The sequence below is a fragment of the Neobacillus sp. GCM10023253 genome (assembly GCF_042653105.1).
Taxonomy (GTDB): domain Bacteria; phylum Bacillota; class Bacilli; order Bacillales; family Cytobacillaceae; genus Neobacillus; species Neobacillus citreus.
The window spans coordinates 437362-452040 of sequence record NZ_JBHSHV010000012.1 but is presented as its reverse complement, the minus strand read 5'-3'; the positions used below and the strand labels follow the sequence as shown (position 1 = coordinate 452040).

11 protein-coding genes, 1 other RNA gene and 1 other annotated feature are annotated in these 14679 nt (G+C 42.7%); of the genes, 11 read left to right on the top strand and 1 reads right to left on the bottom strand.

What is annotated here, in order from left to right:
• The first annotated feature begins 73 nt into the window (after positions 1 to 73).
• From recJ to dtd, 4 genes are all read left to right on the top strand, one after another.
• Positions 74 to 2437 (top strand): single-stranded-DNA-specific exonuclease RecJ, encoded by a 2364-nt coding sequence (recJ, locus tag ACFPA1_RS16390; RefSeq protein WP_378584151.1) that lies wholly within the window; start codon positions 74 to 76, stop codon positions 2435 to 2437.
• The gene (locus tag ACFPA1_RS16385) at positions 2428 to 2940 is read left to right on the top strand and encodes an adenine phosphoribosyltransferase (RefSeq protein WP_378584149.1); all 513 of its coding nucleotides are present in this window, start codon (positions 2428 to 2430) and stop codon (positions 2938 to 2940) included. Before recJ ends, ACFPA1_RS16385 begins: the two co-directional genes overlap by 10 nt.
• Positions 2941 to 3195: 255 nt before the next feature.
• Positions 3196 to 5391, top strand: a complete 2196-nt coding sequence (locus ACFPA1_RS16380; protein WP_213144742.1) for a RelA/SpoT family protein — start codon at positions 3196 to 3198, stop codon at positions 5389 to 5391.
• Between the two features lie 13 nt (positions 5392 to 5404).
• On the top strand, positions 5405 to 5845 hold the full coding sequence (dtd, locus tag ACFPA1_RS16375; protein WP_213120052.1) for a D-aminoacyl-tRNA deacylase: 441 nt from the start codon (positions 5405 to 5407) through the stop codon (positions 5843 to 5845).
• Between the two features lie 43 nt (positions 5846 to 5888).
• Here the strand turns inward: dtd and ACFPA1_RS16370 are convergent, their stop codons facing one another.
• Positions 5889 to 7676, bottom strand: a complete 1788-nt coding sequence (locus tag ACFPA1_RS16370; RefSeq protein ID WP_378584147.1) for an SH3 domain-containing protein — start codon at positions 7674 to 7676, stop codon at positions 5889 to 5891.
• A 164-nt stretch (positions 7677 to 7840) separates the two neighbouring features.
• On the opposite strand from ACFPA1_RS16370, the gene ACFPA1_RS16365 reads away from it, so the two are divergent.
• The 7 genes from ACFPA1_RS16365 (at position 7841) to ACFPA1_RS16335 (ending at position 14604) form a co-directional block, all read left to right on the top strand.
• Positions 7841 to 8017 carry a hypothetical protein gene (locus ACFPA1_RS16365; protein WP_213120054.1) on the top strand — a complete coding sequence of 59 codons (177 nt, stop codon included), beginning with the start codon at positions 7841 to 7843 and terminating at the stop codon, positions 8015 to 8017.
• 63 nt (positions 8018 to 8080) lie between these two features.
• Positions 8081 to 8320: a binding site (T-box leader), on the top strand.
• Positions 8321 to 8401: 81 nt separating this feature from the next.
• Positions 8402 to 9673: a histidine--tRNA ligase gene (hisS, locus tag ACFPA1_RS16360; protein WP_378584145.1), complete on the top strand. Its 1272-nt coding sequence runs from the start codon at positions 8402 to 8404 to the stop codon at positions 9671 to 9673.
• A gap of 15 nt (positions 9674 to 9688) precedes the next feature.
• Positions 9689 to 11458, top strand: coding sequence for an aspartate--tRNA ligase (gene aspS / locus ACFPA1_RS16355; protein ID WP_378584144.1), 1770 nt, complete (start codon positions 9689 to 9691; stop codon positions 11456 to 11458).
• A gap of 67 nt (positions 11459 to 11525) precedes the next feature.
• Positions 11526 to 11722, top strand: a non-coding RNA gene (gene ssrS, locus ACFPA1_RS16350) — 6S RNA.
• A gap of 222 nt (positions 11723 to 11944) precedes the next feature.
• On the top strand, positions 11945 to 13120 hold the full coding sequence (larC, locus tag ACFPA1_RS16345; protein WP_378584143.1) for a nickel pincer cofactor biosynthesis protein LarC: 1176 nt from the start codon (positions 11945 to 11947) through the stop codon (positions 13118 to 13120).
• 2 nt (positions 13121 to 13122) lie between these two features.
• A complete protein-coding gene (locus ACFPA1_RS16340; RefSeq protein ID WP_378584142.1) occupies positions 13123 to 13749 on the top strand; it encodes a nucleotidyltransferase family protein in 627 nt (208 codons plus the stop codon).
• A gap of 87 nt (positions 13750 to 13836) precedes the next feature.
• Positions 13837 to 14604 (top strand): tRNA threonylcarbamoyladenosine dehydratase, encoded by a 768-nt coding sequence (locus tag ACFPA1_RS16335; RefSeq protein WP_217033761.1) that lies wholly within the window; start codon positions 13837 to 13839, stop codon positions 14602 to 14604.
• Positions 14605 to 14679 lie beyond the last annotated feature (75 nt).

The window sequence follows — 14679 nt, the reverse complement described above, 5'->3', positions numbered from 1 at the left end:
GCTAATATATCCATCATTGAAAGGGACCTCATGCTCCTGTATAATAAGAAGGTCTAAAGGGGTGAACTTCTACATGTTAAAGTCTAAAACGAGATGGATTGTTCGTGAATCAGATCCGTCCCTAGTGAAAAAACTGGAAAACGAGTTGAAAATTACACCTCTAGTGGCTTCGCTGCTTGTCAACCGTGGATTAGATACCGTTGATTCTGCACGGTATTTTTTATTTGGAAAAGGTGACTTCCACGACCCCTATTTGTTAAAAGGGATGGATATTGCCGTTAAAAGAATTCGTGAAGCAATCAAACGGAAGGAACCGATTCTTATATTTGGCGATTATGATGCGGATGGTGTCAGTAGTACATCCGTGTTAATGATTACACTCAGAGATTTAGGGGCAGACGTCCAATTCTATATTCCAAACCGTTTTACAGAAGGCTATGGCCCTAATGAGCCTGCATTTCGCCATGCGGCGGAAGCGGGAATAAAATTGATTATTACCGTAGATACCGGAATTGCCGCTATTCATGAAGCGGCGGTGGCAAAGGAATTGGGTGTGGATTTAATCATTACGGACCACCATGAACCAGGGCCTGTTTTGCCGGAAGCTTTGGCGATTATTCATCCAAAGCTGCCTGACAGCATTTACCCGTTTCGCGAACTTGCTGGTGTGGGGGTTGCCTTTAAATTAGCCCACGCTTTATATGGAAAAGTGCCTGAGCATTTGTTTGAAATTGCGGTGATTGGTACAATCGCCGATTTAGTCTCTTTAAAAGACGAAAACCGGCTGATTGCCAAAAAGGGCCTTGAAAAATTGAAGGTCACTGAGAACATTGGTTTGAAGGCCATTTTTAAAATTGCTGGTGTTGATTTGCAATCAATAAATGAAGAAACCATTGGTTTTACACTAGCACCTCGTATCAATGCCGTAGGCAGGCTAGAGGATGCCGATTTGGCAGTCCGTCTCCTCCTTACCGATGACCCTTTGGAGGCAGAGGAATTAGCCGCTGAGATGGATGCCCTCAATAAAACGCGGCAATCTATCGTTAACACAATAACGGAAGAGGCAATTGCGGAAGTTGAAAAGAATTTCCCGATTGAGGCCGGTAAGGTTCTGGTGATTGGGAAGGAAGGCTGGAATGCCGGTGTCATTGGGATCGTCGCTTCGAGACTGGTTGAAAAGTATTACCGCCCGACGATCGTGCTAAGTTTTGACCATGAAAAAGGACTGGCAAAGGGCTCTGCACGCAGTATTCCCGGTTTTGATCTTTTTCATAATTTATCAACTTGCAGGGAAATCCTGCCTCATTTTGGCGGACATCCCATGGCTGCAGGAATGACACTGAAAATTGATGACGTACCAATCCTAAGGGCTCGCTTAAATGAGTTAGCTGATGACCTCCTAACGGATGAGGATTTTATTCCGGTAACCTTTCTTGATGAAGAGGTTCATCTAGAGGATATTCATTTAACCTCCTTGGAAGAAATGAACCTGCTGTCACCATTCGGAATGGATAACTCCAAACCAAAGGTGTTAATCAATCAGGTGGATGTTGCCAGTATTAGAAAAATCGGCAGCGAGCAAAATCATCTGAAACTATCGCTTAGCGAAAATGACGCCAGTCTTGATGGAGTAGGCTTTGGTTTGGGTTCCATTGTTGATGAGATTTCTCCATCGGCTAAAATTTCGTTAATTGGTGAATTATCGATTAACGAATGGAACAATATACGTAAACCGCAAATCATGGTACAGGACATTGCTGTAGAGTCGTGGCAGCTGTTTGATTTTCGCGGCCAAAAGCGGCTGAATAGCATTGCTGCTACGGTGCCGGCAGAAAATAGGAAGATTATCTTTTTTAATCAATCCCATCTTGAAAAACTGGCTCCAAACCTTCATCAGGAAAGCATTATAATCCGGGACACAATGGAAGCGAGTGCATTTAATGGCTATGAAGGTAACATTATACTAGCAGATTTTCCATCTTCAAAAGAGCTTTTAACGGAATTATTAAAAGGAAATAAGCCGGGAAGGATTTACGCTTATTTTTATAAAGAATCCAGCGATTTTTTCAGCACTTTACCGACAAGAGAACATTTTAAATGGTATTATGCTTTTCTTTTGAAAAATGGACCTATTGATTTGAAAAGGTATGGCGACGATATCGCCAAGCGCCGCGGCTGGTCAAAGGAAACGATTAATTTTATGTCAAAGGTGTTTTATGAATTGGATTTTGTTACAATAAATAATGGTTTTATTACTTTAAATCGGTCAGCGCAAAAGCGCGATTTAACTTATTCGCCAACCTATCAATTGAAAAAGAACCAATATGATCTTGAAAGGGAATTATTGTTTTCATCCTATCAAGAATTAAAAGGCTGGTTTGATGGGATTATTGGTGAGTCAGTTGTAATTGAGGAGGCAGTAAAGGAATGGATTTAACAAAGTTTGTGGCAATTGTACCGGATTACCCAAAACAAGGTATTGTTTTTAAAGATATTACTCCTTTAATGGGTGATGGAGAAGCCTATAGATATGCGACAGACCAAATCGTCGCCTATGCCAAGGATAAGGACATCGATATTATAGTTGGACCTGAAGCGCGCGGCTTCATCATTGGCTGCCCGGTTGCGTATTCTCTTGGAGTGGGCTTTGCTCCAGTTCGTAAAGAAGGAAAGCTTCCTCGCGAAACAGTTAAAGTCAGTTATGGACTGGAATATGGGACAGATGTCTTAACCATTCATAAAGATGCGATAAAACCTGGTCAGCGTGTCTTGATTACGGACGATTTGCTGGCAACCGGCGGAACGATTGATGCAACGATTAAGCTGGTTGAGCAGCTTGGCGGTGTAGTGGCTGGAATCGCCTTTATCATCGAGTTGACTTACCTAAACGGCAGAAGCAAGCTTGATGATTATGATATACTAACATTAATGCAGTATTAACGTTTCATGAGGGCACTCGAAAGCATGAGTGCTCTCTTTATATAATAAAAAAAGATTAAACTCTTTACATCTTAGTTATTTTTTTCGATAATAGTAACAATCATTCTAATTTAGGAACAATTTTTCCTAGATTGAATTTATATAAAAATACAAATTCCGTTTTTTGGCATATAGAGAAACAACAAGCTCGTCAGATTTATAAAAAGAATGCTGATTGGCTCATAAAACGAGATGGAAAATAAAAAAGGTGATTTCATGGCGAATGATCAAGTGTTAACATCCGACCAAGTCATCGACAAGACAAGAAAATATTTAAACGAAGAGCATGTGGAATTAGTCAAGAAGGCATATGATTTTGCTAAGCATGCTCATCGTGATCAATATCGTAAATCAGGTGAGCCATATATTATCCATCCAATTCAGGTCGCCGGCATTTTGGCTGATTTGGAAATGGATCCATCAACGGTGGCGGCAGGTTTTCTTCACGACGTCGTTGAGGATACGAATGTTTCCTTGAAGGATATTGAATATACTTTTAATGCCGAAGTGGCTATGCTTGTCGATGGGGTTACGAAACTGGGGAAAATTAAATATAAATCTCATGAGGAACAGCAGGCGGAGAACCATCGGAAAATGTTCGTGGCCATGGCACAGGACATCAGGGTTATCCTTATTAAGCTTGCCGACCGTTTGCATAATATGCGGACGTTAAAGCATCTTCCGTTGGAAAAGCAGCGTCGGATTGCCAATGAGACACTTGAAATATTTGCCCCTTTAGCCCATCGTCTTGGTATTTCAACAATTAAGTGGGAGCTTGAGGATACTGCATTACGATATTTAAATCCGCAGCAATATTACCGGATCGTTAACTTAATGAAGAAGAAGCGGGCGGAGCGGGAGCAATATCTTGACGATGTTATTGACGAAGTGAAGGCGCGCCTTTCTGATGTCTCCATTAAAGCGGATCTTTCTGGACGTCCCAAGCATATTTACAGTATTTATCGGAAAATGGCCTTGCAGAATAAGCAATTCAGTGAAATTTATGATTTGCTCGCTGTTCGTATTGTCGTCAATAGCATAAAGGATTGCTACGCCGTTTTAGGGATTATTCATACATGCTGGAAGCCGATGCCGGGGCGTTTCAAGGATTATATTGCGATGCCCAAGCCGAATATGTATCAGTCCCTTCATACCACGGTTATCGGTCCAAAAGGAGATCCACTTGAGGTGCAGATTCGTACGTCTGAAATGCACCGCATCGCCGAGTTCGGGGTTGCCGCCCACTGGGCCTATAAAGAGGGAAAATCCCTCAGCGATAGTTCTTCCTTTGAACAAAAGCTAACCTGGTTTAGAGAAATTCTTGAGTTCCAGAACGATACAGCTAATGCTGAAGAGTTTATGGAATCATTAAAAATTGATCTCTTCTCGGATATGGTGTTCGTTTTTACACCGAAGGGCGATGTAATTGAATTGCCGTCCGGTTCTGTTCCGATTGACTTCGCTTACCGGATCCACTCAGAAATCGGCAATAAGACGATTGGAGCCAAAGTGAACGGCAAAATGGTTACGCTTGATTACAGGCTGAAAACGGGCGACATCATTGAAATTCTAACCTCCAAGCATTCCTATGGACCGAGTCAGGACTGGTTAAAGCTGGCGCAAACATCTCAGGCGAAAAATAAGATTCGCGCTTTCTTTAAGAAGCAGCGCCGCGATGAAAATGTCGTCAAGGGTAAAGAGCTGGTTGAAAAGGAAATCCGGAATTTGGAGTTTGATATTAAAGAAATTTTAACACCAGACAATCTTAAAAAAGTAGCCGAAAAATTTAATTTTACCAATGAAGAGGATATGTATGCGGCTGTCGGCTATAATGGGGTAACTGCCCTTCAGGTGGCCAACCGCTTAACGGAAAAATGGCGCAAAAAACGAGATCAGGAGCAGTCAGCAAGCCTTGCCAATGCGATTACTGATTTAAAGGCGTTCCCGCAGTCTAAAAAGCGCGAATCCGGAGTCCGTGTCCAAGGTATTGATAATCTGCTAATCCGCCTGTCCAGGTGCTGTAATCCTGTTCCAGGGGACGAAATTGTCGGCTATATTACGAAAGGGCGCGGCGTTTCCGTTCACCGTTCGGATTGTACGAATATTGACACCGGTGATGCCCAGTCGAGACTTATTCAGGTAGAATGGGAATCGGCCTTAAATGACCGGAAAGAATACAATGTTGATATCGAAATCAGCGGCTATGACCGGAGAGGGCTGTTAAATGAGGTTCTGCAGGCTGTGAACGAGACGAAAACAAATATCTCCGCCGTATCCGGTAAAACGGACCGCAATAAGATGGCGATGATTAACATGTCCATTGCAATTCATAATGTTGCTCATTTACAAAAGGTCGTTGAGCGAATTAAACAGATTTCCGATATTTACTCGGTTCGCCGGATGATGAATTAAAGGAGTTTTTGTGATGCGAATAGTAGTTCAACGTAGCAAGGCGGCCAAAGTAACGGTGGGTGGCGAGGTGATTGGGCAGATTGAGAAAGGTCTTGTCCTGCTGGTTGGAGTCACCCATGACGATAAGATAGAGGATGCTGCTTATCTTGCAGATAAAATCGTCAATTTAAGAATTTTTGAGGATGCGAACGAAAAAATGAACATGTCCTTGCTGGATGTTGGCGGGGAGATTTTGTCCGTTTCGCAATTTACCCTTTACGGGGATTGCAGCAACGGAAGACGGCCAAGCTTCATCAAAGCGGCGAGACCCGAATATGCGGTGGAAATTTATGAAACCTTCAATCGCTTATTACGTGAAAAAGGAGTCCATGTCGAAACCGGTCAATTCGGGGCTATGATGGATGTGCAGTTAACTAACGATGGCCCGGTAACATTAATTGTCGAAAGTAAATAACTGCTTTAATGCGTTAAAAAGAGACTGACCTGGTCAGTCTCTTTTAATTTGCCTTGAAATATCTTGCAAGTCCCTCGTATAAGCCTGATGCGGCATTTTCTTGGTAAGTGCTGGAGTTCAAAGTCATTTCTTCTTCCGGGTTGCTTAAATAACCTAACTCCATAAGTACAGCTTTTTGATTATTTTCCCGAATGACATGATAATCGCCAATGCGAACTCCGCGATTTCTCAGTTTAGCTTGTCCTACCGCAGCGTTGTATAGGGTGTCAGCCAGATTTCTTTGATAGACGTGATAATAATAGCCTGTCATTCCGCGCACACTTCGATCTAAGTCACTGTCATAATGGAGACTGACGAAGGCATCGGCATTATAGGAATGGGCCATTCCAACCCGTGACTGCAGGGAAATAAAGGAATCATTGTTTCTTGTAAGATAGACATTTGCTCCGGCTGCCTTCAATTTATCATATAAAAGACGGGCAGTCCGAAGTGTCAAATCCTTTTCTAATGTCCCGTTCGCTCCCGTTGTTCCATTGTCGCCGCCGCCGTGACCTGGGTCAAGGACAATCGTTTTATTTTTCAAATAGCCTTCTGCTCCAGCTTTCTCAATCTGCGGTGCAGAGCCGTTAGCCGAGACGACCCAGCCGGCTACATAAGCAGTACTTCCATCTTTCAGTTTAATTTCATACCAATCATTCTGCACGCTGTTGACAGAATAAGCTTCACCTTCATTTGCCCGTACCACTACATCTGATTGTAAGTTAGGCGATTTACGGATGTTAGTTCCATTTTGCAGAATGGTGATGGCACTTTCCTTTACAGTTTGTCCAGCATCCGAAGAGGTCTTTGTACCGCTCTTATCCAGATAAAACCCGGATACCCAGCCGAAGCTGCCGGATTTTAACTCTATTTTTGCCCAGTTATTGTTCTCTTCAACGATGGTAAAGCGCTGTCCTCTTGTTACAGTTCCAATCACTGAGGAATTTAAAGTAGCCCCGGAGCGAACTCTTAAACTATCGGCGGTAACAAAACCGGACATACTGGTTGTTTGCTTTATTTTCGCTGTATCTTTTGAGACCTCCGAATCAAGGTTAATAAATTCAGCACTGACCCAGCCCTTCACATTTAAATAGCTAACCTGTACCCATTTATTTTGCTGGGATAAAATCGTCACACTTGTCCCTTTTGTCAGTTTCCCGATTACCGGACTTGCTGCATCTGGTGACTGCCTTACATTCAACGTGTCACCAATTACACTGCCCGTATCGGCACCGGCACGTGTACTTGTTTTATTACCAGCATTAGTAGTTGAACTATTTTCCTGCTGACCCGCTGTTTTTAAATCAATAAATTCCTTCGCAACCCAGCCCTCCCCGAACATTGAGGAGATTTTGTACCAATTTTCATTTTGGTCAATTACCTTAACTGCTTGACCTTCAGTTAAAGAACCAATGACGCGGAAGCTTGTCCCTGGGCCGGTTCGGATTCTTAATTGACTGGAATTGGCAGTTGCAGCAGATTGACCGGAAGAGGAGACGGCCTTGGCTGTTTGTTCATTATCCTTTGTTACGAGCCAATTGACTACCCAGCCTGTTTTGGCAAAGGAAACTTGAATTTGTATCCATTCTCCTTGTTCTTTTACGATTGGAAATGTTTCGCCGCGGTTCACTTGCTTCAATAATGGATAGCTTAAACCGGGTCCGGTGCGAACATTAAGCGAATCCACGGCAATCGATACGCTGCCGCTTGCGGCGCTGCTTTTTCCTTCAGGCAGGAAGGCCCCCAAAAAAAGAATAATAGATAATAATAGCAGACTAAACTTTTTGTGCATATCTTCCTCCTTTACCATTTTATTTTAACGTAAAATATACTGAAAATCATTCCTTAAATGGTCATTTTTGGACAAGCTTTATTAAAAAATAAAAAGTGATGAAATTTTTTCTCCCGAGATGGAAAGAATAAACACAAAAGGAAGTTTAACAGGGGGGATTTGCGATGCGGTCAAGTGACAAGGGAATGAACATTCAATCGATGAATGGCCGGCTGTTCGGTATGGATTTCCATGATTTTATTGAAAAAGAACAGCATTCTGGTTCCTATGAGCTTGCATCTGAATTTGGATTAACAATGAGGGATGTTAGAAAGCTAAAAAAACGTTTGGAGCGATCTTAAAACTTGCTTGACAAAAGTTGCTGTTGCTCCGTATTATTATTAAATAATCTAAATATTATTTGCATAAAACCAATGATGGAGCATAGTAGTTAGGACAATCCATGAAAAGAGAGAAAATGCCCTGGGCTGAAAGCATTTTTGCATGAATCTTAACGAATGAACACTCCGGAGGTTTCTCTCTGAAAAAGGGTATTCCTCTATTAGGAGAAGAACGTGACAGGCGTTAACTGTTTGAGAGGAAGCCGCTAAACTTCAGCGCGCTTCAACTAGGGTGGCACCGCGGAATAAACTTCCGTCCCTTGTTTTTATACAAGGGATGGGAGTTTTTTATTTTGTCTAAAAACATCCATACATAAAAAATCATTACAAAGGAGGTCTTCGACTATGTCGATTAATATACCAAGAGGAACGCAAGATATATTGCCTGGCGAAGTGGAGCTGTGGCAAAGGATTGAGAAAAAGGCTAGAGAACTTTGTGAAAAGTATCAATACCAGGAAATCCGAACCCCTATTTTTGAACATACGGATCTTTTTTCCAGAGGTGTCGGTGACACGACCGATATCGTTCAAAAGGAGATGTATACTTTTGAAGATCGTGGCGGCCGCAGCATTACCCTAAGACCGGAAGGAACGGCATCTACGGTGCGGGCATTTGTGGAGAAAAAAATGTTCGGTCTTCCCGGCCAGCCAGTCAAGCTTTATTATATGGGGCCAATGTTCCGCTATGAACGTCCCCAATCTGGCCGTTTCCGCCAATTTGTCCAATTTGGGGTTGAAGCATTAGGCAGCAACGATCCGGCGATTGATGCAGAAGTTATTTCACTTGCGATGAATCTATATAAAGAAATGGGCTTATCAAAGCTGAAGCTGATTATTAACAGCCTTGGTGACAAGGAGAGCCGAAATACGCACCGTGAGGCGTTAATCAATCATTTCAAACCAAGAATCGGTGAGTTTTGTTCGGACTGTCAAAACCGTTTGGAAAAAAATCCGCTTCGAATTTTGGATTGCAAGCAGGACCGCGACCATGAGCTAATGAAGACGGCTCCGTCCATCATTGATTATCTTAATGAAGAATCCAAAGCTTATTTTGGAAAAGTCCAGCAGTATTTAACCCAACTTGATATTGAATTTGAGGTAGATCCAAACCTTGTCCGTGGTCTGGATTATTACAACCACACCGCCTTTGAAATTATGAGTAATGCCGAGGGCTTTGGTGCCATTACGACACTCTGCGGGGGCGGCCGCTATAACGGGTTGGTCGAGGAAATCGGCGGTCCGGAAACGCCGGGCATCGGTTTTGCTTTAAGTATTGAGCGTTTTATTGCCGCTCTTAAAGCCGAAGGCATTGAAATGGAAATCAATCAAGGGATTGACTGCTACCTTGCCGCACTTGGAGAGGAAGCAAAGGATTATACAGTCGGTCTCCTGCAGCAGCTTCGTTTGGCTGGTTTTTCCGCAGAGCGGGATTATTTAAATCGAAAAATTAAAGCCCAATTCAAGGCTGCTGACCGTTTACAAGCTCGTTATGTAGCAGTACTTGGAGATGATGAATTACAAAACAATAAAATTAATATAAAAAATATGGAGACAGGTGAACAGGTAGAGGTTGAACTGGATTCCCTCGTCAACTATTTTCAAGGTTTAAAAGGATAAAGGAGGATTTTTAGTATGTTTGGGAGATCGTATTTTTGCGGTGAAGTTCCAGAGACCGCAGTTGGGGAAAAAGTAACGTTAAAGGGCTGGGTTCAAAGAAGACGCGACCTTGGCGGATTAATTTTTATCGATTTACGCGACAGATCCGGCATTGTTCAGATTGTTTTCAATCCGGATGTTTCAAAAGAAGCTTTAGAGACAGCGGAAAAAATCCGTAATGAATATGTTCTTGATATAGTCGGCACAGTCATTGCCCGCGAACCTGGAACCATTAATGAGAATCTTAAAACAGGTAAAATTGAAGTTCAAGCAGAACAGGTAACGATCATTAACGAGGCAAAAACACCTCCATTTACCATTTCTGACAGGACTGACGCTTCTGAGGATGTCCGCCTGAAATACCGTTATTTGGACTTCCGCCGTCCGGTCATTTTTGAAACATTAAAGATGCGTCACCAAGTGACAAAAGAAATCAGGAACTTCCTTGATGCGGAAGGTTTTTTGGATATTGAAACACCGATTTTGACCAAAAGTACACCAGAAGGAGCCCGTGATTATTTAGTTCCAAGCCGCGTGCATCCTGGTGAATTCTACGCACTGCCGCAATCACCGCAGCTGTTTAAGCAATTATTGATGGTAGGCGGCGTAGAACGCTACTATCAAATTGCCCGCTGCTTCCGCGACGAAGACTTGCGTGCAGACCGCCAGCCGGAATTCACTCAGATCGATATTGAAACAAGCTTTTTAAGTCAAGAGGACATAATGGCCTTGATGGAAAAAATGATGTCCAAACTGATGAAGGAAGTAAAAGGTGTAGAGGTGGCAGCGCCATTCCCGCGTATGGGCTATGACGAAGCGATGAGCCGTTACGGTTCAGATAAGCCTGATACCCGCTTTGGATTGGAGCTAGTCGATGTTTCTGAAATTGTAAAGGAGTCTGGCTTTAAGGTATTTGCTTCTGCCGTTTCGAGCGGCGGACAAGTGAAGGCGATTAATGTAAAAGGCGCAGCGGCTCAATACTCCCGAAAAGATATCGATGCGCTGACCGAATTTGTGGCTGTTTATGGTGCGAAAGGTCTGGCTTGGCTAAAAGCAGAAGCAGATGGACTAAAAGGGCCGATTGCAAAGTTCTTCTCTGAAGAAGATGCTGCAGCCCTGAAAGCTACACTGGAGGCTTCTGAAGGCGACCTGCTGCTGTTTGTTGCTGATAAAAAGAGTGTAGTAGCTGACGCGCTGGGAGCTTTACGGTTAAAGCTTGGCAAGGAATTAGAGCTAATCGACCAAAGCCGTTTCAATTTCTTATGGGTGACAGACTGGCCGCTGCTTGAATTCTCAGAAGAAGATGGCCGTTATTATGCTGCCCATCATCCGTTCACGATGCCTGTCAGAGAAGATCTGGAGTACTTAGATACTGATCCTTCCAAGGTTCGCGCCCAAGCCTATGACCTTGTATTAAACGGCTATGAGCTAGGCGGCGGATCGTTAAGAATATTTGAACGGGATATTCAGGAGAAAATGTTCAGTGTTCTTGGTTTTACGCCTGAACAGGCCAAAGAACAATTTGGCTTCCTGCTAAATGCTTTTGAATACGGTACACCACCGCATGGGGGAATCGCTCTTGGGCTCGACAGATTGGTTATGCTGTTAGCTGGCAGCACCAACCTTCGCGATACGATTGCCTTCCCTAAGACAGCGAGCGCAAGCGACTTGTTAATGGCAGCACCAAGCGAGGTTTCCGAGGCCCAATTACAGGAACTAAATTTGTCACTAAAAATTAATAAATAGCAGGCATTAGCTCACATGGTCACCTTGAAGGTGCTTTGAAAATATGCTATGATTAAGTCAATCAAGAAGAGTCCTGAAATGTACGTTGTGTTACCTGAAGTTTTGACCGAACATTGTTTATTTGGGAGTCCGGAGTTTTCTGAATGCGTAAATGCCCCACTCCATTGCGAGTAAGGGGACTTACAATAACAGGAATAGGACACCCCCCTGCTGAGTGCGGGATCAAAACGAAGGATCAAAAGCGACGGCACTATTGGGACTCTTCGTTTTTTTCGCAAACACACCTTCTGTCAGTGATGGCAGAAGGTTTTTATTTTAAAAAATGGTATATTGCTATATGTAATCGACCAATCCAATGGGAATTTCGACTACCCGGTCGCAAAAAGGGCTTATATGAGCCCGAACATATGGAAAACGCGCAGCGGGTAGCATAGAGGGATTTTATGAACTCGACCACATGGAAAAATAAGATAGGAGGGATCAGCCATGAAGACGCTCTATCTTGATTGCACTTTTGGCATTGTCGGGGACATGGCTTTGGCCGCACTAATCGATTTAGGAGCCGACATCTCTTACATAGTTGATCAATTGAGAAAGTTACCAATAGAGCCGTTTGGAATCGAAGTACATAACATTACGAATCAGGGCATTGCTGCAAAGAAAATAAGCATCTTTTACCAATCGGAAAAAAATCAACATCAGAGTACGCATGAGATATCTAAAATAATTGCAGAAAATGAGCTCCCAGTTAAAACTAAGGAACGCAGTTTGGCAATATTTCATGAATTCGCAAATGCCAAAGGAAAGCTAAATGGTATCGACTCCAATGAGGTTTATTTTGAAATAGCTTCTATAATCGAAATCATTGGCTTCTGCCTAGCGCTTGAAAGCCTCAAAATCGAAGAAATATTCGCATCACCCGTTCCAGCAGGTTTTGGCCACAAAATGACAGCTCACGGGCTTTATCCAATACCGTCTCCAGTCACGCTTGAGCTGCTAAAAGGGATTCCGCTTGCAGAACTAAACGTCCAAAGGGAATTGACCACACCAACTGGGGCAGCGATATTACGGTCACTCGTGAAAAAATTCATACCTATTGGCGGACACGTGGTGGACAAGATTGGGTATGGGGCAGGTGAAACGGATTTTGACCACCCGAATGTTCTAAGGGCATTATTCATCTCCCCTATTAAGCAAGACCCAAATCAAGAACGGGAATCAATCTATATATTGGAAGCCCAGCTTGATGATATGACTGGTGAGGGTCTTGGGTTTGCGATGGAACGTCTGCTGGCTGAAGGAGCTCTTGATGTTTTTTATACCCCTGTTTACATGAAGAAAAATCGGCCAGGCACCCTTGTAACCGTTTTGGTTTCCTTAAACCTGGCAGACCGCTGTGAACAAATTTTATTGGAAGAGACTACTACCCTGGGGGTCCGAAGAAGCATGTGGAGCCGCAATATTCTTGACAGAAGATTTATTGAGGTTGAAACTCCCTATGGGCATATTAAGGTAAAGCAGGCCTGCAGGAGGAATAAAATCCTCCACCAAGCTCCGGAATATGAGGATGTTGCAAGAGCAGCAAGGGAGCACAAGGTACCGTTTCAAACGGTTTACCAATATGCCATGAAATTAGCAATGAATGAGCAGATGGGGGATTAAATATGGTCCCTTTGATTCCCATTACAGCAGTAGTGTTAGCGGCAGGCAACTCCTCAAGGATGGGAGATTTTAAACCTTTGCTGCCTATCCAAGGGATTCCTATGCTTGAGTTGGTGCTAAGGAATGTTTTATCCTTTCCATTTGAAAATGTGATGGCAATAATCGGCCATAATGAAAATAAAATTAAAGATGCCATACATATTTCTGATCAGCGCTTTAAATGGGTAAGCAACATCCATTTTAATCAAGGTTTAAGCAGTTCAATAAAAACTGCTGTTCAGCGATGCAATGTTGAAACCTGCGGTCTAATTGTCTTTTTGGGCGATCAGCCTTTACTTAAGAAGTCAACAATACAACAAATAATCCAGACAATCCTGAAAACGAACGTAAATCAATCAAAGTACATTCTTCAGCCAACCTACAACAGTGTTCCAGGACATCCGGTTTATATATCTTCACAGCTGTTTCCATATGTTGGTGAAATAACCGGAGATCAGGGGGCAAAAGCGATATTTAAGTTTGCCGATCAACATTTCCAAATTCCCATAGCCGATGAAGGGACCATTTTAGATGCCGACACCTATGAGGATTATCAAGATATTATCCAAAAGATAAAAAAATCCTTCTAGGTGCTTCTGTTTTTAGGAAAGTATGATATATTTTTTAAGGTGAAAACATAATAAAATAAATCGAATTTAATTTCTGGAGTGAACACTATGCTGCATCAATTTTCTCGTAATGAGCTTGCAATTGGTAAAGAAGGCCTTGATATAATGAAAAACAGCACGGTTGCCGTGTTAGGGATTGGCGGTGTCGGTTCTTTTGCCGCGGAGGCGCTTGCCCGTTCTGGAGTCGGCCGGCTAGTGTTGATAGATAAAGACGATGTTGACATTACTAACGTTAATCGCCAATTAATTGCATTGCTATCTACTGTAGGCAGACCAAAGGTTGAAATTATGGAGGAGCGGATTAAGGATATTAATCCCGATTGTGAAGTTATTTCCCTAAAGATGTTTTATACAGAGGAAACATATGAAGAAATCTTCAGCCACAAGTTAGATTTTGTTGTTGATGCTTCAGATACGATCATGTATAAAATCCATCTGATGAAGGAATGTTTAAAGCGAAATATCCCAATTATATCAAGTATGGGTGCCGCTAACAAAATGGATCCCACCCGCTTCAAAATTGCGGATATTTCAAAGACGCATACAGACCCAATTGCTAAGGTAATTAGAACAAAATTGCGTAAAGAACGAATTCACAAAGGCATTCCGGTTGTCTTCTCCGATGAAAGCCCGATTGTTATTCGTGAAGATGTTAGAAAAGTTGTTGGAAACGAAAAAGCCGAGATTCGGAAGGCGAAAATGCCGCCATCTTCTAATGCATTCGTGCCATCTGCATGCGGGTTAATTATGGCAAGCTATGTGGTTAGCCAATTACTAAAAGATATCAAAATTATGCGCGTAGCAGATGAGAAATAGTTTACCAGGCTCTAAGCAAAAAATGCTTAGGGCTTTTTTTTGCTGAAAAATCATAAATACCCCTAAAATTGGAAA